Consider the following 20,840-nt stretch of genomic DNA (forward strand, 5'->3'; position numbering starts at 1 on the left):
CGCAAGGAGGCTTCCATGAGCCAGACCCCGAGCATCTCCCATGTCGGCTTCGCCACCACGGCGGGCATTGGCGATCTGAACCATCTCGAAGCCTCGCTGGCACGGATCGTGGAACTCGGCGCCGATGTCGCCGAACTCGGCCTCTGCAGCGAAGACCTGATCGCCGGCGGTCGCGTCCTCGAAGCGCGCGCCCGCCGCCTCGCCGATATCTGTGCCAAGTTCCCGCTGCGCTATACGGTGCACGGACTGATCGTCTCGAATTTCATGGATGCGCGGAACCTCGAATTCCAGAAGGCCGCCGCCGCGGCCATGCTGGAGCTCTGCTCGCGCGTCGGCTCGACGATCCTCGTCCACCATGCCGGCCATGCGCCGATGGGCCCGAAGCGCATCCTCGTCGGCTATGACCAGATGCAGCAGGATGCGCTCACCTGGCTCGCGGACCTTGCCGGCAAGCACGGCGTCCGCGTCGCGCTCGAGAACATCTTCGCCGTCAATGACGACGAATATCGCCAGATGCCGTCCGAGGTCGCCGACACGATCCGCGCCATCAATCATCCGAACCTCGTCGGCACGATCGATTTCAGCCACGGCTATATCGAGACCACCCGCACCGGCGCGAACTTCATCGACGAGATGAAGGCGATGGGTCCGGTCGCCGGCCACCTGCATGTCCATGACAGCTTCGGCCGTCCCTACACGATGACGAAGTTCTACCAGCCGAGCGAAGCCGTCGCGCTCGGCATTGGCGATCTGCACCTGCCGCTTGGTTGGGGCGATATTCCGTGGGAGACGCTGTTCGACACGATCGACGTGCTGCCCGGCACCGCGCTGATCATGGAGATCGGCGAGCGCTTCGACGCTGACCGCGCGGAGTCGATCGAGCGCGCCCGCAAGCTCGCCGATCGCATCAATGCGCGCCATGCGGCGATCGCGGCCTGAACCGGGACGACGCCACCATGTCTCGCAACGAAGCGGCGGCGACCGCCTCCCATGTCGTGACGGCGACAGTGCCGCATCTGCCGCCGCCGCCCGCCGCCCTGTTCGAGGCGGCGGCGGCCGCGGCGCTCACCAAGGCCGAGCATGACAGGCTGGCGCTCGATCTGCCGGCCTTCAACGCGCTCGAGATCCACCACGCCGCCATGACGGAGCCGGCCGAAGGGCCGGTCCGCATCGCCGCGTGGAACGCGGAACGGCTGAAACACCACACGCCCTCGGTCGAACTGGTGGCAAGCGTCGCGCCGGATGTGCTGCTTCTCTCCGAGGCCGATCTCGGCATGGCGCGGGCGGGCAACCGCCACACCGTGGCCGATCTCGCCGAGGCGCTTGGCTTCAGCTACGCCTATGGCGTCGAGTTCCTTGAGCTCGGCCTCGGCGACGAGCGCGAGCGCGCCTGGCATCGCGGCGAAACCAACGCGGTCGGCTTTCACGGCAATGCGCTGCTGTCGCGCCTGCCGCTCTCCGATGTCGCGCTGATCCGCCTCGACGATGGCGCCGTCTGGTGGCTGGAGGCGAAGGACGATCAGCGCCGGCTCGGCTTCCGCATGGCGATCGCGGCGCGGATCGAGACTAGCGAGGGCCCGCTTCTGGCGGTCGTTGTCCATCTGGAAAGCAAGTCGGATGCGGACGATCGGGCCAGGCAGATCGCGCGCCTGATCGAGACGATCAATGGGCTGGCCGGCGATTTGCCGGTCGTCATTGGCGGCGATCTGAACACCAAGGACGTTCCCTTCGATGGGGCCGAGGCGATCGCCGACGCGGCGGCCCATGAGCCACTCTTCGGACTGATGGCGGAAGCGGGATTCGACTGGCGCGCCTGCAATGCGCCCGAGCCGACGCTGCGCACCTTGCCCGACGGCAAGCCGCTGCCGCCGTTCCGCAAGATCGACTGGCTGTTCACGCGCGGCCTCGTTGCCTCGAACCCCGCCACGATCCCGGCGGTCGACGATGCCGGCGCGGCGATCTCCGATCACGAGCTGATCATGGTGGACGTGGTGATCGGCTGAGAGGTCGGAAGTGGCGGCCTCAGGCCGCCTCTTCCGCCAGGAAGCCGCCGGATTGGCGCCGCCAGAGCGAGGCGTAGTGGCCGTTCAGGGCCAGAAGCTCCTCATGCGACCCGCTTTCGATGATGCGGCCGCGATCGAGGATGATCAGCCGGTCCATGCGGGCGATGGTGGAAAGGCGGTGCGCGATCGCGATCACGGTCTTGTTCGCCATCAGCGTTTCGAACTGCTCCTGGATCGCGGCCTCGACCTCGGAATCGAGCGCCGACGTCGCTTCGTCGAGCACGAGGATCGGCGCGTTCTTCAGGATGACGCGCGCGATGGCAATGCGCTGGCGCTGGCCGCCGGAGAGCTTGATGCCGCGCTCACCGACTTCGGCCTCATAGCCCTTGCGGCCGCGCCAATCGACGAGATCGCCGATGAACTCATGCGCATGGGCGCGCCGCGCCGCCTCCTCGACGCCGTTCAGCGTCACATGCGACTGGCCGTAGCGTATATTGTCGAGGATGGAGCGGTGCAGCAGTGACGTATCCTGCGTCACGACCGAGATCTGCTCGCGTAGGCTCTCCTGCGTGACATTGGCGATGTTCTGCCCGTCGATCATGATCTTGCCGCCTTCGAGATCGAAGAAGCGCAGCAGCAGGTTGACGAGTGTGGACTTTCCGGCGCCGGAACGGCCGACCAGCCCGATCTTCTCGCCCGGCTTGATGGTGAGCGTCAGGTCCTCGATGATGCCGCCGGAGCGGCCATAGTTGAAATTGATGTGGTCGAAGGTGATCTCGCCCTTCGTCACCTTCAGCGTCTCGGCGCCGGGGCGGTCGGTGAGGCGCAGGGGCTTCGCGATCGACATCATGCCCTCCTGCACGGCGCCGATATTCTCGAAGATGGCGGTCACCTGCTGGGCGACGAAGCCGGCTATGTTGGCGATCTGCCAGGTGAGCGGCAGCACCATGGCGACGATGCCGACCTGCACGATGCCGAGCGACCAGAGCCGCACCGCGATGGCGCCGGTTCCCACGACGAGCATCGCATTGATCGTGGCGAGCAGCAGGCCGAACATCGTGATCAGGCGGAGCTGGCCGCGGAAGGCGTCGGTGTGCTGGTCGACCGCCTCGCGGACATAGTCATCCTCCTCCCGCGCTCGCCCGAACAGCTTGACCGTGATGATGTTGGTGTAGCTGTCGACGATGCGGCCGGTGATCAGCGAGCGCGCCTCGGACATCTCGACCGAGCGGCCGCGCAGCCGCGGCACGAAAATGCGCAAGAGCGTCAGATAGGCCAGGATCCAGAGCACGGTCGGGATGATCAGCCAGGGGCTGCTCTGGCTCATCAGGATCATGGCACTGGCGCCGTAGATGGCGATGTACCAGACGGCGTTGATCGAGGCGACGACGCTGTCGCGCACCGAGACGCCGGTCTGCATGACGCGGGCGGCGATCCGGCCGGCGAAATCATGCTGGAAGAACGTCCAGCTCTGGCGGACGATATGCCAATGGCTTTGCCAGCGGACGAGATTGGTGAAGCCCGAGGCGATGATCTGGTTGGTAATGAGATTCTGCAGGAAGATCGCGCAGGGGCGCACCAGAAGCACGAAAAGCGCCATGCCGGCCAGTATGTGCCAGTCGTCGCGGAAAAGCGCCTCGGGCGTGGTGTTGGTCAAGAGCGAGATCAATCGGCCGATGAAGACCGGGATCGTCGCATCGAGCAGGGCGACCAGCAGGCCGGCGCCGAGCAGGGCCACGAAATACCATCGGACCTGGCCGACGAAGAACCAGTAGAAGGCGGCGAGGCGATCGGGCGGCTCTCCGGGCATGCCACGGGCGGTGGCCGGAATCCGTTCTTCGAAAAAGCGGAACATGGCGGTCTCGGAGGCAGGCGGGTGATCGAACGTCGCGGCGCTTTGAGCGGGGCGATGAACGTGTCCGGAAGAGGAAGAAGGTCCGGGCGCCGTTAGGTATGATGATAACGCGATTTGTGGCGATTCTTAAGCAGGTTTTGCCGATTCAGTCGTCGGGACGATGATCTTTCGCAGGAGAAAGCGGTTGGTTCCGCGCGGGTGATCCGGAAGTTCGCCAAAGAGCTCATAGCCGAGGCCGCGATAGAAATCGGGAGCCTGAAAGCCGAACGTGTCGAGCCATATGCCAGCGCAGTTTCGCTGTCTTGCGATTTGCTCGGCTTCCCGCATCAGGCTCGTTCCGAGACCCTGGCCTCTCAGTTGCTGCGGCACGAACAGCAGCGCGATGAAGAGCCAGTCATAAGAGAGGGTTCCCCAGAGCCCGCCTATGGTTTCCCCGCTGTCGGGATCGCGGAGAAGAACGGCGACATCCTCATAGCCAGACGGCCCGGACGTCGCATCATTATAGCGCACCAGAGCGTCGAGAATCGCTTCGTGATCGGCTTTATCGGGCTTTTGCGGGACGATGACGAGCGGCTTCATGGTCGACCTCAGGAAGGGTTTCATGGCGTGAAACCCTAGTCTCGGCGGGTCGGAGTAGGAAGGGGTGAAGCCGATCTCTCCCCCAATGACGGCGGGACGTCGTCGCGCCGGGCGATTGATCCGCTGGCGTGTAATTCCAGGGAAACGGGACCGCTCCACAAGCCAAAAACACCTGTTTTATCAAGCCATTGGGATGAGCCGACTCATGTCGATTGACTCTTTCATCGTCCGGAGTCGTTATAGAACAAATCGGGAACAGTTGGTTGGTTGTGACAGCGACGCGTGAGAATGAATACGGCAAAGGCGACCCTTGCTGCCCTGCGGCGGCGCGTGGCGGCGATCGAGGCTTCGGGTGAAACCGAGGGGCGCGAGGCCGCGCGGATCGTCGGGCTCGACCAGGGCGAAGTCGATGCGGCGCTGGGTGGCGGGCTTGCCTGTGGCGCGTTGCACGAGATCCATGCCGCCGCCGGTGCCGATAATGCGGCAGCGAGCGGTTTCGCCGCCGCACTCGTGCTCAGGGCCGCGCCGCAGGATCGGCCGGTCATCTGGATCCGGCAGGATTATGCCGAGCGGGAGAATGGCGCGCTGCATGCCGATGGGCTGGCGGCGCTCGGCCTCGATCCGGCGCGGCTCATCCTGGTCAAGCTGCGCGATCCGGTGGCGGTACTGCGGGCGGGCATCGAGGTCGCGCGTTGTGCCGCACTCGGCGCTATCATCGTCGAGGTCTGGGGCGAGCCGAAAGCGCTCGATCTGACGACGCAGCGCCGGCTCGTGCTCGCAGCCGAAGCCTCCGGCGTGACGATCTTCCTGCTGCGGCCGGGCGCGCAGCCCCTGCCCGGCAGCGCCGAGACACGGTGGCTCGTGCGCGCGGGTCCCGCAGCGGCGCTGCCCATGAATGCGCCCGGCCATCCGACTTTCGACCTGACCTTGTTGCGCCATCGGCACGGCCCCCCCGGCGGACCCTGGCGCCTGGAGTGGAACCGCGATGCCCAACTCTTCAAGCATCAGGCGCTATTGCGCCATTCTGCTGCCCTTTCTGAGCTCGGACCGCCTGAAGCGGCTGCCGAGGGCGCCGTTCTTCCGTTCGAGCGCAGAACCGCTCCTGATCGTCGAGAAGGTGAAGGGCGCGCTCCGGATCGTCGCGCCCGATCCGGAGGCGCTTAAGCTCGGCCTGGGCACCGACCTGTCGCTCGCCGAAGCGCGGGCGCGGATTGCCAATCTGCTGGTGGCCGATCATGATCCTGTCGCGGATGAGGCGCTGATCGAGCGGATCGCCGACTGGTGCGATCGCTATACGCCGCTCGTCGCCCGCTATGGTCCGAACGGGCTGATCCTCGATATTACCGGCGCGGCACATCTCTTCAGGGGCGAGGCCGCGCTTCTCGCCGATGTCATGGCGCGCCTCGCCACCTTCGGCCTGTCCGCTTATGGCGTCATCGCCGGGACGCCCGATACGGCGCGCGCGCTCGTGCGGATCGGGCGGACGATGATCGTGGAGCCGGGACGGGAGGCGGAGGCCGTCCGCCCGCTCTCCGTCACCGCGCTCGATCTCGATGAAGCGCGAACGCTCGCCCTGACACGCGCCGGCTTGAAGACGATCGGCGATCTGGTGGAGCGGCCGCGCGCGCCGCTCGCCGCGCGCTTCGGCGCCGATTGCGTCGATCGGCTCGAGCGACTGATCGGCAGGGCCGAGCACCCGGTCTCGCCGCGCCGCCTCGTGCCGGCGGTTCTGGCCGAGCGCATCTTCTTCGAGCCGATCGCGCATGCGGACGACATGAATGCCTCTCTCCGGGCGCTGGCTGCGGATATCGCCGCCCTCCTGCAGACGCGCGGCGAAGGCGGCCGGGCCTTCGAGGCGAGCTTCTATCGTGTCGATGGGCTCGTCAGGCGGATTTCGGTCGCGACCGCGCGTCCCAATCGCGATCCTGTCGCGATTGCGCGCCTCTTCCATGAAAAGCTCGATGCGCTGTCGGACCCGCTCGAGGCCGGCTTCGGCTTTGACCTGATCCGGCTCGGTGCGTTCCGGACCGAGCCGTTCCTCGAGGCTCAATCCAGCCTCGATGGCCATGCGCTCGATGATGACGCCGTGTCCGATCTGGTGGATCGGCTCGGCGCCCGTTTCGGTGTGGAGCGGGTGCTGCGCTTCGTGCCGGAGGATACGCATATTCCCGAGCGCCGTGCCCGGGCCGTGCCGGCTCTCAGCCTGGACGACCCGTCGTGCCCGGGCTGGGACGAGGGCTTCCTGTCGGGCGAGCCGCCGCAACGTCCGCTCAGCCTGTTCAACCCGCCCGAGCCGGTGGAGGCCCTGGCGGGTGTGCCGGACGGGCCGCCGCTCAGTTTTCGCTGGCGCCGCGTGCTGCATCAGGTTGCGCGCGCGGAAGGCCCCGAGCGCATCGCGCCGGAATGGTGGCGGGCGAACGACGATACGCGCGAGCGCGACTATTACCGCGTCGAAGACCGGGAGGGCCGCCGCTTCTGGCTGTTCCGCGAGGGGCTTTATCAAGAGCAGCAACCCGGCCCGCGCTGGTATCTGCATGGGCTTTTCGCATGACCGCCTATGCGGAACTCGCCGTCATGAGCAACTTCTCCTTTCTCGAGGGTGGGTCGCATGGGTCCGAACTGGTCGTTCAGGCGCATGCGCTCGGCCTGTCGGGGATCGGCATTGCCGATCGCAATACGTTTGCCGGCATTGTTCGCGCGCATCACGCCTGGTGCGACGAGGACAGTGGAAACTCGCGCGCCGCAGGCTTCCGGCTGGTCGTCGGCGTGCGTCTCGTCTTCAGGGATGGTGCGCCGGATATCCTCGCCTACCCGACCGATCTTGCCGCCTATAGCCGGCTTTGCCATCTGCTCAGCCTCGGCAAGAAGCGGGCGCCGAAGGGCGAATGCCATCTCGATTTCGAAGATCTCGCGGCCTGTGCGGAGGGCTCGCTTTTCATCCTGATGCCGCCCCGCCAGTCCGAGCCCGATGTGGCGCCCGCCTTGAAGCGCCTGGCCGCTCTTGCGCCGGGGCGCACATGGCTGGGCGCGGTGATGTATCGCAAGGGCGATGATCGCCGCCGCCTGGCCGGATTGTTCGATCGGGCGACCAGCGCCGGCGTGCCGCTCATCGCGGTCAACGACGTGCTCTATCACGCGCCGGAGCGGCGACCCTTGCAGGACGTACTCTCCTGCATCCGCGCGAAGACGACGATCGAGAAGGCCGGGCGATTGCTCGAGGCCAATGCCGAGCGCCATCTGAAGAGCGGCGTGGAAATGGCGCGGCTCTTTCGCGATTGCCCCGATGCGATCTCGGAGACCGGACGTTTCCTCGGTCTGATCCGCTTCACGCTCGATGAGATCGCCTACAAATATCCGCGCGAGCCGGTGCCCCGGGGCATGAGCCCGCATCGCTATCTGCAGCAACTGGTCTTTCGCGGGGCGGCCAGACGCTATCCCGTCAAGATACCGCCCGCGATCCGCAAGCAGATCAAGCACGAATTGCTGCTCGTGCGGAAACTCGACTATCCGGCCTATTTCATCACGGTCCACGACATCGTGGAATATGCGAATGATATGGGCATTCTCTGCCAGGGGCGCGGATCGGCGGCGAATTCCGTCATCTGCTTCTGCCTCGGCGTGACCGCCGTCGACCCGATGCGCCACAAGCTCCTGTTCGAGCGGTTTCTCTCGACCGAGCGCAAGGAGCCGCCGGATATCGACGTGGACTTCGAGCATGAGCGGCGCGAGGAGGTCATCCAGTATATCTATCGCCGCTATGGGCGGCTGCGGGCCGCGATCTGCGCGACCGTCATTTCCTACCGCACGAAGAGCGCTGTTCGCGAGGTCGGCAAGGCGCTCGGCCTTTCCGAGGATGCAATCCTGGCTCTGGGCGGTACCGTCTGGGGCGGTGGCTGGGGCTCGGAGATCCAGCAGAAGCACATCCGCGAATCCGGCCTCGATCCGAAGAACAAGGCGATCGAGCGCGTGGTTCGGCTGGCGATGGAGCTGCGGGGCTTTCCCCGCCATCTGTCGCAGCATGTCGGCGGCTTCGTGCTGACGCGCAAGCTGCTGAGCGATCTCGTCCCGAGCGGTCCGGCGGCGATGGAGGACCGTAGCTTCATCGAATGGGACAAGAACGATGTGGCGACGCTCAAGATGATGAAGGTCGATATTCTCGGCCTCGGCATGCTGACCTGTATCCGCAAGGCGTTCGACCTGATCGAAGGTGCCGGCGGCGAGCATTATGAACTCCATACCGTCCCGGTCGAGGATCCGGCGGTCTACGACATGCTCTGCAAGGGCGACTCGGTCGGCGTTTTCCAGGTCGAGAGCCGCGCGCAGATGAACATGCTGCCGCGCCTGCAGCCGCGTAAATTCTACGACCTCGTCATCCAGGTCGCGATCGTTCGGCCTGGCCCGATCCAGGGCAACATGGTCCATCCCTATCTGAAGCGCCGGGCCGGGCTGGAAAAGCCGAGCTACCCCTCGCCCTCGCCGGAGCATGGCGATCCCGACGAATTGCAGGAGGTTCTCTCCAGAACCCTCGGGGTGCCGATCTTTCAGGAGCAGGCCATGAAGCTCGCCATGGTCGCTGCGCGGTTCACGGGCGATCAGGCCAATGGCCTGCGCAAGGCCATGGCGACGTTCCGCAATCTGGGAACCATCCATAAATACAAGGCGATGATGGTCGATGGCATGATCGCGCGCGGCTATGAGCCGGCCTTTGCCGAGAACTGCTTCTCGCAGATTGAAGGGTTCGGCGAATATGGCTTTCCCGAGAGCCATGCCGCGAGCTTCGCCAAGCTCGTCTACATCTCCGCCTGGATCAAATGCCATCATCCCGCGGCCTTCGCGGCGGCGCTTCTGAATGCGCAGCCCATGGGCTTCTACGCCCCGGCGCAGATCGTGCGCGACGCGGCCGAGCATGGCGTGCCGATTCATCCGGTCGACGTCAATGCGAGCTTCTGGGACAATACTCTGGAGCCGACCGGGGCCGGCCTCGCGCTCCGGCTCGGCTTTCGCCAGATCGATGGCTTTCGCGAGGACTGGGCGGCGCGGATCACCGCGGCGCGGGGCGTGGGCTTTGCCGCTATGGATGATCTCGTCCGCCATACCGGCCTCGAGCGGCGCGCCTATGAGAAGCTCGCCGATGCGGATGCGCTGCGCTCGCTGGACCTCGACCGGCGGCAGGGGCTCTGGGAAGTGCGCCGCCTGCCGAGTTCGGATGTGCTGCCGCTCTTCGCAGCCGCCGACGCGGCGGAACTCGGCGTCGAGCGCGATGCGCCGCTGCCGCTTATGCCGCTTTCAGAGCATGTCGTCGCCGATTACCAGACGCTTCGGCTCTCGCTGAAGGCACATCCGATGAGCTTCCTGCGCGAAAGGCTGACCCGCGAGGGCATTTTGTCCGCGGCGGCCACGACCGCGCTCGGCGATGGCACGCGAGCCCGGATGGCCGGCGTCGTGCTCGTGCGCCAGCGGCCGGGCAAGGGGAATGTCGTCTTCATGACGCTGGAAGACGAGACCGGCATCGTCAATGTCGTCGTCTGGACCAAGCTCTTCGACAAGTTCCGCCGCACGATCATCGGTGCCAAGCTCGTGCTGGTGGAGGGCGCGATCCAGCGGAGCACCGAAAACGTCGTTCATCTGGTCGCGCGCAATCTCGTCGATCGCACGGACGATCTGCGTCACCTCGCCGAAGACCGGCGGCCGAAGCTCGATCCCTCCCGCGCCGACGAGATCGTCCATCCGCAATATCCGCGCAGCGCGAGCCATCCGCGCAATGTCCGCGTCATCCCGAAATCAAGGGATTTCCATTGACGATCTGGCCAGAGCCATCGCGTGAGGCCGGACATCTGTCCGGCCCGCCTGACACGCGATAGAGGCCGATCAATATTCGAGATCGTAGACCAGCAGGCCGTCAATGCCGCCCTCGGCCGCCGAGACGATCTTGGCGCCGACCTTGGCGTGTTCCTCGTCGGCGAGATATTGGTCGCGCGCCGCGGCCGTGCGGAACGTCACGATGAAGCCTTCCGAAAAGCCCTTGTCGAGACCTTCCGGGCTCGAATTCGGGGCAATCACAATCCCGGTCAGGCCAGGTACGCGCGGCTTCAGTGCCTGCAAGGCGTTATAGATATCGTCCTTCATCCCATCGGTCGTGTCGGCGCGATAGTTGATGAAGACGCAATGGCTGATCATCGAGCTTTCCTGTCCCTTGATGCTTAGGCGGCCTTTGGCCGTGATTCTTCGATCGCTTCGACCGTAACCCGGGGCAGGGGCGTCGCGCCACGAATAAGATCAGCCGCCTTTTCACCGATCATGATGCTCGGGGCGTTGGTGTTGGACGAATTCACCATCGGCATGATCGAGGAATCGGCGACCCGGAGGCCCGCAAGGCCGCGCACGCGCAACTCCGGATCGACCACGGCGAGATCGTCAATGCCCATCTTGCAGGTGCCGGCCGGGTGGTGATCGGTCTTGGCATGGCGGCAGCCATAGTCGAAGAGGTCCTTGTCCGAGAGGACATTCGGGCCCGGCAGCCGCTCGGCCATGACGAAGGGGGAAAGCGCCTTCTGCTGCATGATTTCGCGCGCGAGCTTCAGCCCCTCGAGCGACATGGCCCTGTCATAGGGGTCGGCCCAGTAATTCGGATCGATCAGCGGGGCGGCGGCGGGATCGCTCGAGGCGAGGCGCACCGTGCCGCGCGAGCGGGGGCGGAGGAAGGCGGAGTTCAGCGTCACGCCGGCATTCTTCAGCTTGGCGACGCCGGCCTCGATGCCGGAGCCGAGGCCGAGATGAAACTGGATATCGGGCGAGCGCGCCTCGGGATCGGCATACCAGAACCCACCCGTCTCGAAGAGCGAGGAGGCGACCGGCCCTTGCTTGAACAGGAGATATTCGAGCCCGGCCCAGGCCGAGCGATACCATTTGGCGTAGCCGTCATAGGTATGGTCGCCGGTGCATTCGGCGATGACGAAGAGATCGAGATGGTCCTGCAGATTGCCGCCGACGCCGGCGAGATCGTGGACGACCGGCACGCCGACGGATCGAAGATGAGCGGCCGGCCCGATGCCCGATTGCAGCAGCAGCTTGGGCGAGCCGATCGCGCCGCTCGAAACGATCACCTCGCTCCCGGCGTGATGGGTCTGCTTCGTGCCGCCCTCGATCGTCTCGACACCGATCGCCCGGCCCTTCTCGACCAAGATACGCAGGACCTGCACGCCGGTGCGAATGGTGAGATTGGCGCGGCCGCGCGCCGGCTTCAGATAGCCCGTTGCGGCAGAGGAGCGGCGGGCATGCTTCTGCGACAATTGGTAGAAGCCGATGCCGGCCTGGCGCGCGCCGTTGAAATCGAAATTGTAGGGAATGCCGCGTTCCTGCGCCGCCCGCATGAAGGCGTCACAGATCGGCAACGGCGCGACCGGCATGGAGACGCCGATCGGCCCGCCATAGCTGTGAAAGGTATCGTTGAAGCGCTGATTGTCCTCGGCGCGCTTGAAATAGGGCAGCACCTCTTCATACGACCAGCCACGGCACCCGGCCTGGGCCCATTCGTCATAATCGAGGCGGTTGCCGCGGGTGTAGAGCTGCGCGTTGATGGTCGAGCCGCCGCCGATGACCTTTGCCTGCGTATAGCGCAGCACGCGGCCGTTCATGTGCTTCTGCGGCACGGTCGACCAGCCCCAGGAGCCGATGCCCTTGGTCATCTTGGCGAAGCCGGCCGGCCAGTGATAGAGCGGGTTCCTGTCTTCGCCCCCGGCTTCCAGCAGCAGCACCTTGACCGCCGGATCCTCCGAAAGCCGCGCCGCGATCGCGCAGCCGGCCGGCCCTCCACCGACGACGATATAGTCGACCATCTCTCTTCCTCCTCCCGTTCTCGTCCGAGTGGACAAGATTGGAACGTTCCAAAATAGGGGCCTAAAGACGCGGGATGGCGAGGCCGCCATCCACCTCGATCACGGCACCCGACGAGAAGGCGAACGCGCCCGAGGCGAGCGCGACGACGGCGCGGGCGACATCGCTGCCCTCGCCCCATCGGCCAGCCGGCACGAGGCCGCCTTCGATCAGCCGGTCATATTTGCCGGCGACGCCGGCGGTCATGTCGGTGCGGATCACGCCCGGCCGCACCTCAAAGACGCCGATATCGGTCTTCGCCAGGCGCAAAGCGAGGTTCTGGACGAACATGGCGAGCCCGGCCTTCGAGATGCAGTAATCCGTCCGCTCCGGCGAGGCGAGCGCCGCCGACACCGAGGAAACGGTGACGACGGCGCGCGGAAGGACGGCCTGCCGCGCGAGCATGCGCTTTGTCACCGCCTGGGTCAGGAACAGCGTGCCGCGCAGGTTGACGCCGATCACGATATCGAAGTTCTGCGGCTCGAGATCGAGCAGATCGCCGCGCACCGGCGCCCCGATCCCGGCATTGTTGACGAGCAGGTCGATCGGGCCGAGTTCTCGTTCGATCTCGTCGAGTGCGGCGGCGTGGGCCGGCAGGTCGGCGAGGTCGAAGGCGGAGAACAGCGCCCGCGCGCCGAGCGCGGTGACCTTCGCCACGGCCGCCTCGGCCTCCGCGTCGTGCTGCGTCCCGGTCAGCGCGATGTCGTACCCGGCAGCGGCCAGCGCCTCGGCGATGGCGAGTCCGATGCCACGGCGGGCGCCGGTCACGAGCGCGACCGGCCGGTTGGATGAAGAGATCGTCATGCCGAAAATCCTGTCGTGATCATATGGTCGGCCGTTCTGAGTGCCTGCGCGGCGATGGTCAGCGCCGGGTTCACGGCGGCGGAGGTCGGCAGGAAGCTCGCATCGACGACGAAGAGGTTCTTGTGGTCATGCGCGCGGCAGAAGATGTCGAGCGCCGATTCCCGAGGGTCCGTGCCGAAGCGAACGGTGCCGCATTGATGCGAGGGCGTGCGCCCGTCGAAATGATGGGTGAGCACGAGCGGGAATCCGGCCGCGTGGAAGCGCTCCTTCATCACGCGGATCAATTTGCGATGCGCCTCCATGTTGGAGCGCTGCCACTGCATGATCACGCGCTCGCCATCGACGAGGATGCGGCTCTCCGGATCGGGCAGGTCCTCGTTCATGGCGAGGAAATCGACCGCGTGGCGCGAAAGCAGGTCGAGCGACCATTCCGGCGCGATAGGCACGTTCGCCTTGAGGATCGTGCCGGAAACGCGTCCGAGCAATTGCATGTTGCCGAGCGGTTTCCCGCCCTTGCCATCGGACAGGTAGAAATCGTTGAAGCCGAAGGTCTTCTGGTGGATCGCGTCGTTGGTGAAGCGCGGATCGACGGCGATCATCGCCGTCATGTTGTGGCTCATGAAATAGCGGCCGACCGAATCCGAGCCGTTCGCGAGACCGTTCGGATAGGCGTCGCTCTTCGAGGCGAGCAGCATCGCGGCGGATTTCACCGCGCCCATCGACAGAACGACGATGGCGGGCGAGACGGTCTTCTTCTCGCCATCCTGCGTATAGGCGACCGTCGCGATCCGCCCGTCCGGGCCGGCGATCAGCCGCGTCACCTCCGCGCCGGTCTCGATGGTGATGTTCGGGTCCTTGAGCGCGGTCGCGAGGCCGCATGTCTCGGCATCCATCTTGCCGGTCCGCGCATCGGGAAAAGCGTCCCAAGGCGTCCTGGCCTTTTTGAGCCATTGGTCGATATCGACGCCGAGCGGCAAGGAAGCCGGATGCAGGCCGACCTTCTTGAGGCGCGCGCGCACGGCTGCCAAAGCCGGCTCGTCCTTGATCGCTGCGAAGGCATAGGGTTTCGAGTGATGCGGCTCCGTCGGGTCGTCGCCGAGTTCGCCGCGGACGCGATAGAGCTGCTCGGCGCGGCTGTAATAGGGTTCCATCTCGGCATAGGAGATCGGCCAGGCCGGCGAGACGCCGCCATCATGCTCCATGGCCTCGAAATCCTCGGCGCGATAGCGGATCAGCACCGCGCCATAGAATTTCGAATTGCCGCCGACATAGTAGTAATTGCCCGGATTGAAGGGCGCGTTGTTCGCCGCCGCGTCGTACCAATTCTCCTTCGGCCGGAAAAAGCCGCGCTGGAAAATGGCGCGCGCGTCGCGGTTTTCGGGCCGGTCGGCGAGCTGACGGCCCTTTTCCAGGATCAACACTTTGGCGCCCGATCCGGCAAGCCCGGCCGCCAGCGTCGATCCGCCCATGCCCGAGCCGATGATGACGATATCGGGGGTCATGAGCATGTCCCGGACGTGCTCTTCCTATTCCCTCTCCCCGAAGGGGGGAGGGTCAGGGAGGGGGCTCGCGCACCCCGCCCCATCAGCTGGAAAGCTGACACCAAGGCCGCGTCTGCGAGCCCCCTCTCCATCTCTCCCCCGCTATCGCGGGAGAGAGGGCCGGGCTGCGTCTCGTGATGCGCTGTCATCCTCACGCCACCCGCTTCTCGGTCTTCGGGTCGAAGAACACGGCCTTGTCCATGTTGAAGGAGAAGGGCGCCCGCCCGCCGCTCTTCACGGCCGCATCGGAGCGCATGCGAGCGATGACGTGCTTGCCGCCGAGGCTCGTCACCACGAAGGTGTCGGAGCCGGCCGGCTCGACCACGTCGACATGGCAATCGACATCGACCAGGGTGCGCGCATTGCGGTCGGCGCCGTCATGGTCGGTGATTGCCTCGGGACGGATGCCGAAGAGCACGGTCTGGCCGATCGAGCCGCCGAGCCTTTCCGAGGCCGGGCCCGGATCGAGCACGAGATCGTCCTCGTCCTTGCGGGCGAGCGCCACCACCGTCTTGCCGTTCTCGGAGCGGATCGCCGCCGGCATGATGTTCATCGAGGGCGAGCCCATGAAGTCGGCGACGAACACGTTGACCGGGTTGTTGTAGACCTCGGCCGGCGTGCCGAATTGCTGCAGCACGCCGTCCTTCAGCACCGCAATCTTCGTCGCCAGCGTCATCGCCTCGATCTGGTCGTGGGTGACATAGACGATCGTCGTGCCCATGCGCTGGTGCAGGCGCTTGATCTCGGTGCGCATGTCGACGCGCAGCTTGGCGTCGAGGTTCGAGAGCGGCTCGTCGAACAGGAACACCTGCGGATCGCGCACGAGGGCGCGGCCCATGGCGACGCGCTGGCGCTGGCCGCCGGAAAGCTGGCTCGGCTTGCGCTTCAGCAGGTGGCCCATCTGCAGCGTCTCGGCCACCTTCGCCACCGCCACCTCGCGCTCGGCCTTGGGCACGCCGCGCATTTCGAGGCCGAAGGCGATGTTCTCGGCCACCGTCATGTTCGGATAGAGCGCGTAGGACTGGAACACCATCGCGATGTCGCGCTGCGAGGGGTGCAGTTCGTTGACGCGGCGGCCATTGATCCGGACCTCACCGTCCGAGATCGTGTCGAGGCCGGCGATCATGGAGAGCAGCGTGGACTTGCCGCAGCCGGACGGGCCCACGAGCACCAGGAAGCCGCCTTCCTCGACGGAGAGGTCGATGCCCTTCAGCACCTCCGTCGCGCCGAACCGCTTCACGAGACGATCGATTTCGAGAAACGCCATATCGCTTATCCCTTGACGGCGCCCGCCATCAGACCGCGAACGAAGTAGCGGCCGGCGAGGATGTAGACGAGGAGGGTGGGAAGCGCCGCGATCATCGCGGCCGCCATGTTGACGTTGTATTCGACGACGCCGGTCGAGGTGTTGACCACATTGTTGAGCGCCACCGTCATCGGCATCACGTCGCCCGAGCCGGCATAGGCGGAGGCGAAGAGGAAGTCGTTCCAGATATTGGTGAACTGGTAGATGACGGTGACGACGATGATCGGCAGCGAGTTCGGCAGCAATACGCGGCGGAAGATCTGGAAGAAGCTCGCGCCATCGACCATAGCCGCCTTCACCAGTTCGGTCGGGAAGGCCTCGTAATAATTGCGGAAGAACAGCGTCGTAAAGCCGAGGCCGTAGACGACGTGGACGAAGACGAGGTTCACGGTCGGGTTGCCGAAGCCGAAGGTGAGGCCGGTGCTGTTGTAGAGGAATTTGCCGAACTGGCCGAACTGGCCGAGGATCGTCGCCATCGGCAGCAGCACCGACTGGAACGGGATGAAGCAGGCGAAGAGCATCAGGCCGAAGACGAGCTTGTGGCCCTTGAAGCGCCATTTGGTCAGCACATAGCCGTTGAGCGCGCCGAGCAGGGTCGAGATTGCGACCGCGGGAACCACCATCTTGATGGAGTTCCAGAAATAGCCCTTGATCCCGGCGCAGGTGAGCCCGACGCAGGTCTCGCCCCAGGCGCGGACCCACGGCGCCACGGTCGGTGATTGCGGCAGGGCGAGCATGTTGCCGTTCTGGATCTCGTCCATCGTCTTGAACGATGTCACCAGCATCACGAAGAGCGGGATCAGGTAGATCACGGCGAAGATCGCGAGCAGGCCATAGATCACGATGCGATTCATGGTCGAGGCGCCGGCCGGACGGGCGGAAACAGCTGCGCTCATTTGTTCTTCTCCCGCAGCTCGGAATAGAGATAGGGCACGATGATCGCGCTGATGGTCATGAGCATGATCACAGCCGATGCCGAGCCGACCGCCATCTCGTTTCGCTTGAAGGTGTATTCGTACATGAAGTTCGAAGGCAGCCAGGCCGAGCCGCCGGGGCCGCCGCTCGTCAAGGCCACGACGAGGTCGTAGGACTTGATCGCCATATGGGCGAGCACGATGAAGGCGGAGAGGAAGACAGGCCGCAGCAGCGGAATGATGATCCGGCGATAGAGCTGCAGCGTCGAGGCGCCGTCGATCTGCGCCGCCTTCATGATCTCGCTGTCGATGCCGCGAAGGCCGGCCAGGAACATCGCCATCACGAAGCCGGACGCCTGCCAGACACCGGCGATCACGACCGTGTAGATGACGAAGTCCTTGTTCTTGATCCAGTCGAAATGGAACGACGTCCAGCCCCATTGATGCAGCGTCTGCTCGAGGCCGAGGCCGGGATCGAGGAACCACTTCCAGGCGACGCCGGTCACGATGAAGGAGAGCGCCATCGGATAGAGATAGATCGGCCGCAATATGCCTTCGCCGCGGATCTTCTGGTCGAGCAGGATCGCCAGGAACAGGCCGAGCGCCAGACAGATCACGACATAGAGGACGCCGAAGATCCCCATATTGGTGATCGAGGTGTACCAGGACGAGGGCGGGTCACTCTCGAAGGTCCAGCGCCAGAGCCGCTGATAGGCGCGGCTGCCGGTGAGCACATAATTCGGGAACGCCTTGGAGTTCGTGAACGACAGGTAGATCGTCCAGATGATGAAGCCGTAGACGAAGATCACCGTGATGGCGAAGCTCGGCGCGAGCACGATCTTCGGCAGCGCCTGCTGTAGCCATGCGCGCGGCGACTTCGTCGACACGCTCTCGCCGGTCGATGACGTCTTGGTACTGGTTGCGGTTGTCAGCGCCATGGGCGGCGGCCTCCAGAATGACATTCGGCAGGCCTTCGAAACGCTCGTCATCGCCGGGTTCGACCGGGCGATCCGGCCTTGCTCATGGCAGCGGCCGGTGACGGGTGTTCGGAGGAAGTCCGGATTGCCGGCTTGGCCGGCAATGACGACGAGCTTGTTCCCCTCTCCCGCCTCGGCGGGAGAGGGCTTTCGTCTGGACGCGTCTTACTTCGCGTCGTCGATCGCCTGGACGAGCTGGTTCACAGCTTCTTCCGAGGTCGTGATCTGGCCGTGCACGAACTTCGACACGACGTCCTTGTAGGCATTGGCAACCGCGGGCGGTGCGCCATAGCCCTGGGCGAGCGAGCCGAACAGCGTGCCGCCGTCATTGGCCGCCTTCAGATCGGCGATGCCCTTCTTGCCGCAAGCGTCGAAATCCGTATCAGGCACGTCGGTGCGGGCGGGAACCGAGCCCTTCACGACGTTGAAGGCCGACTGGAAGCTCTTCGACAGCGTCGCCTTGGCGAGCGCGATCTGGGCGGCCTTCTGGTCGGCGGGAACGTCGAACATGCCGAACATGTCGGAGTTGTAGATCACGCTGCCGTCGGTGCCGGGGAAGCGGTAGCAGAGGAAGTCCGTGCCCGGCACCTTGTTGGCGGCCTTGAACTCGCCCTTCGCCCAGTCACCCATGACCTGCACCAGGGCATCGCCCTTGATGACCATGGCGGTGGCGAGGTTCCAGTCGCGGCCCGAGAAGTTCGGATCGACATATTCCTTGAGCTTGGCAAGGTTGTCGAAGGACTTCTTCATCGTGTCGGACTTCAGCGATTCCTCGTCGAGCTCGTTGAAGGCCTTCTTGTAGAATTCGGGGCCGCCGGTCGACAGCACGACGCTGTCGAACATGGTGGCTTCCTGCCAGTTCTGGCCACCGAGCGCGAGCGGCGTCACGCCGGCTGCCTTGGCCTTGTCGAGCAGCGCGATGAACTCGTCGAAGGTCTTCGGCTCGGTGCCGCCGATCTTGTCCATCACGGCCTTGTTGATCCAGAGCCAGTTGACGGAGTGGACGTTGACGGGCGCGGCGACCCATTTGCCGTCATAGACGGCGAATTTCTGCAGCGCCGCCGGAACGGCCTTGTCCCAGCCCTCGGCGATGGCGGTCTCGGTCAGGTCGCCCATCTTGCCGGCAGCGGCATAGTCGAGCACGGTGTAGCCGAGCATCTGCGAGGCGGTCGGATAATTGCCAGCCGCAACCATCGCCTTCAGCGCGGTCATCGCGGCGTCGCCGCCACCGCCGGCAACCGGCACGTCCTTCCAGGCATAGCCTTCCTTGGCCAGATCCTGCTTCAGCACGTTGAGCGCCGCGGCCTCGCCGCCGGACGTCCACCAATGCAGCATCTGCACTTCCTTGACGTCGTCCGCATGAGCGGTCAGCGCCGACGCGGCCAAAAAGGCCGTCGCCATGAACAACTTACGCATTCGGTTCTCCTCCCGAGTTGAACTCAATCGCCCCTCCAGAGCGATTGCCTTGCCTTCCTCAGTTTCCGACCCACCAAGCGGTTCGCGGACCCCGATGGAATTGAATTGTTTTGGCCTCCGAATAATCTTCTACAGCATTCTTGCCGAGTTCTCTACCGATCCCGCTTTGCTTCATGCCGCCGAAGGGAAGCTCCGGATATCCATCCATGAACGTATTGACCCAGACGGTGCCGGTGCGGACCGAGCGGGCGACATGCATGGCCGTGTCGATGTTGCGGCTCCACACACCGGCCGAAAGACCGTAATCGGTCATTTCGACCAGGCGGATCGCCTCGTCCTCGCGCGCGAATTCGAGCACGGAGAGAACCGGGCCGAAGACTTCCTCGCGCGCGATCGTCATCTCGGGCTTCACGCCGGCGACGACGGTCGGCGCCATGTACTGGCCGGCGCCGGTCGCGATCGCCTCGCCGCCGATCAGGATGCTGGCGCCGTCGATCGCCGCATCGCTGACGGAATTGGCGATCTTGGCGAGATGGGCCGGCGTGATGATCGCGCCGACATCGGTCGCCTCGTCCAGCGGATCGCCGACCTTGACCCGCTTCGCGCGCTCGGCGAAGGCAGCCAGGAAGTCCTTGGCTATGTCCTGGTGGATCACCAGCCGGCTGCCGGCATTGCAGCATTCGCCGGCATTGAAGAAGGCGCCGAACACCGCCGCGTCGACGGCCGCCTCGAGATCGGCGTCGGGGAAGACGATCTGCGCGTTCTTGCCGCCGAGCTCCATCGAGACCTTCTTCAAGGTCTTGGCGGCGGCTTCCACTGTCGCCTTGCCGACCCGCGTCGAGCCGGTGAAGGAGACCATGTCGACGGAAGGGTGCGCGACCATATGGGCGCCGACCTCGGGGCCGGTGCCGAGCACGATGTTGACCACGCCCTCGGGGATGCCGGCCTCGATCAGCAGCTCACCGAGAACGACGGTCGAGGCCGACGTCATCTCGCTCGGCTTCACCACCGCCGTGCAACCGGCAGCGAGCGCGAAAGGCAGCTTTTGCGCAACGATCAGGAACGGGAAGTTCCATGGCGTGATGATCGAGACGACGCCGATCGGCTCGCGCAGCACCACGCCGAGCATGGTATCACCGAGATTGGCGTAGCTCTCGCCGTGCAGCGTGCGGGCGAGCGAGGCGGCGTAGCGCCAGATATCGGCGGCGCCGGCGATTTCGCCGCGGGCCTGCCGGATCGGCTTGCCGCTCTCGATCGCATCGAGCCGGGCGATCCGCTCCAGATTCGCCTCGATCAGATCGGCGGTCCTGAGCAGCACGGCGGCACGCTCCGAGGCCTTCATTTTCGGCCAGGGTCCACGATGAAAGGCACGGCGGGCGGCAACTACGGCGCGCTCGACATCCTGTTCGGAACCAAAGGCATAGCGGCTCACCACGACGCCGTGCCCGGGGCTGACGCGCTCGCCTTCGAGGCCGATCGCGCCGTCGACCCATTCGCCGCCGATCAGCATCTGGTAGCGGGTGGGTCCATTCCTGGCCTCGGCGATCGAGGCCGGATCGATATGAAGCGTCAT

General features: G+C 65.2%; 16 protein-coding genes. 5 read left to right on the forward strand and 11 right to left on the reverse strand.

Translation table 11 applies throughout. The features are described 5' to 3' along the window. Nucleotides 1–15: 15 nt before the first annotated feature. On the forward strand, nucleotides 16–939 hold the full coding sequence (locus QO014_RS23485; RefSeq protein WP_266351210.1) for a TIM barrel protein: 924 nt from the start codon (nucleotides 16–18) through the stop codon (nucleotides 937–939). A 17-nt stretch (nucleotides 940–956) separates the two neighbouring features. Next, nucleotides 957–2,003 carry an endonuclease/exonuclease/phosphatase family protein gene (locus tag QO014_RS23490; protein ID WP_266351211.1) on the forward strand — a complete coding sequence of 349 codons (1,047 nt, stop codon included), beginning with the start codon at nucleotides 957–959 and terminating at the stop codon, nucleotides 2,001–2,003. 19 nt (nucleotides 2,004–2,022) lie between these two features. Here QO014_RS23490 and QO014_RS23495 read toward each other — a convergent pair whose 3' ends face one another. Then, the gene (locus QO014_RS23495; RefSeq protein ID WP_266351212.1) at nucleotides 2,023–3,858 is read right to left on the reverse strand and encodes an ABC transporter ATP-binding protein; all 1,836 of its coding nucleotides are present in this window, start codon (nucleotides 3,856–3,858) and stop codon (nucleotides 2,023–2,025) included. Nucleotides 3,859–3,984: 126 nt separating this feature from the next. Next, complete coding sequence (locus tag QO014_RS23500) at nucleotides 3,985–4,461, reverse strand: GNAT family N-acetyltransferase (RefSeq protein WP_266351213.1); 477 nt, start codon at nucleotides 4,459–4,461, stop codon at nucleotides 3,985–3,987. Between the two features lie 264 nt (nucleotides 4,462–4,725). Between QO014_RS23500 and QO014_RS23505 the strand changes: the two genes are divergently transcribed. From QO014_RS23505 to QO014_RS23515, 3 genes are read left to right on the forward strand one after another with little or no spacing between them, the layout of a single operon-like run. Next, the gene (locus tag QO014_RS23505; RefSeq protein WP_266351214.1) at nucleotides 4,726–5,601 is read left to right on the forward strand and encodes an ImuA family protein; all 876 of its coding nucleotides are present in this window, start codon (nucleotides 4,726–4,728) and stop codon (nucleotides 5,599–5,601) included. After that, the gene (locus QO014_RS23510; protein WP_266351371.1) at nucleotides 5,555–6,988 is read left to right on the forward strand and encodes a Y-family DNA polymerase; all 1,434 of its coding nucleotides are present in this window, start codon (nucleotides 5,555–5,557) and stop codon (nucleotides 6,986–6,988) included. Before QO014_RS23505 ends, QO014_RS23510 begins: the two co-directional genes overlap by 47 nt. After that, nucleotides 6,985–10,236 carry an error-prone DNA polymerase gene (locus QO014_RS23515; protein ID WP_266351215.1) on the forward strand — a complete coding sequence of 1,084 codons (3,252 nt, stop codon included), beginning with the start codon at nucleotides 6,985–6,987 and terminating at the stop codon, nucleotides 10,234–10,236. The genes QO014_RS23510 and QO014_RS23515 overlap by 4 nt, the downstream gene beginning before the upstream one ends. Before the next feature lie 69 nt (nucleotides 10,237–10,305). Here QO014_RS23515 and QO014_RS23520 read toward each other — a convergent pair whose 3' ends face one another. From QO014_RS23520 to QO014_RS23560, 9 genes are all read right to left on the reverse strand, one after another. Continuing rightward, nucleotides 10,306–10,614 carry a Dabb family protein gene (locus QO014_RS23520; protein ID WP_266351216.1) on the reverse strand — a complete coding sequence of 103 codons (309 nt, stop codon included), beginning with the start codon at nucleotides 10,612–10,614 and terminating at the stop codon, nucleotides 10,306–10,308. Between the two features lie 23 nt (nucleotides 10,615–10,637). Next, complete coding sequence (locus QO014_RS23525; RefSeq protein ID WP_266351217.1) at nucleotides 10,638–12,272, reverse strand: GMC family oxidoreductase; 1,635 nt, start codon at nucleotides 12,270–12,272, stop codon at nucleotides 10,638–10,640. A 61-nt stretch (nucleotides 12,273–12,333) separates the two neighbouring features. Further along, nucleotides 12,334–13,113, reverse strand: a complete 780-nt coding sequence (locus tag QO014_RS23530; protein WP_370877205.1) for a 3-ketoacyl-ACP reductase — start codon at nucleotides 13,111–13,113, stop codon at nucleotides 12,334–12,336. Then, on the reverse strand, nucleotides 13,110–14,621 hold the full coding sequence (locus QO014_RS23535; RefSeq protein WP_266351218.1) for an FAD-dependent oxidoreductase: 1,512 nt from the start codon (nucleotides 14,619–14,621) through the stop codon (nucleotides 13,110–13,112). Before QO014_RS23535 ends, QO014_RS23530 begins: the two co-directional genes overlap by 4 nt. 184 nt (nucleotides 14,622–14,805) lie before the next feature. Next, a complete protein-coding gene (locus tag QO014_RS23540; protein WP_266351219.1) occupies nucleotides 14,806–15,921 on the reverse strand; it encodes an ABC transporter ATP-binding protein in 1,116 nt (371 codons plus the stop codon). Nucleotides 15,922–15,926: 5 nt separating this feature from the next. Further along, nucleotides 15,927–16,856, reverse strand: a complete 930-nt coding sequence (locus tag QO014_RS23545; RefSeq protein WP_266351220.1) for a carbohydrate ABC transporter permease — start codon at nucleotides 16,854–16,856, stop codon at nucleotides 15,927–15,929. Then, nucleotides 16,853–17,812, reverse strand: a complete 960-nt coding sequence (locus tag QO014_RS23550) for a carbohydrate ABC transporter permease (RefSeq protein ID WP_266351221.1) — start codon at nucleotides 17,810–17,812, stop codon at nucleotides 16,853–16,855. The genes QO014_RS23545 and QO014_RS23550 overlap by 4 nt, the downstream gene beginning before the upstream one ends. 204 nt (nucleotides 17,813–18,016) lie before the next feature. After that, nucleotides 18,017–19,267 (reverse strand): ABC transporter substrate-binding protein, encoded by a 1,251-nt coding sequence (locus tag QO014_RS23555; RefSeq protein WP_266351222.1) that lies wholly within the window; start codon nucleotides 19,265–19,267, stop codon nucleotides 18,017–18,019. A 58-nt stretch (nucleotides 19,268–19,325) separates the two neighbouring features. After that, nucleotides 19,326–20,840, reverse strand: a complete 1,515-nt coding sequence (locus QO014_RS23560) for an aldehyde dehydrogenase family protein (protein ID WP_266351223.1) — start codon at nucleotides 20,838–20,840, stop codon at nucleotides 19,326–19,328.

Source organism: Kaistia dalseonensis (genome assembly GCF_030814715.1).
Lineage (GTDB): Bacteria > Pseudomonadota > Alphaproteobacteria > Rhizobiales > Kaistiaceae > Kaistia > Kaistia dalseonensis.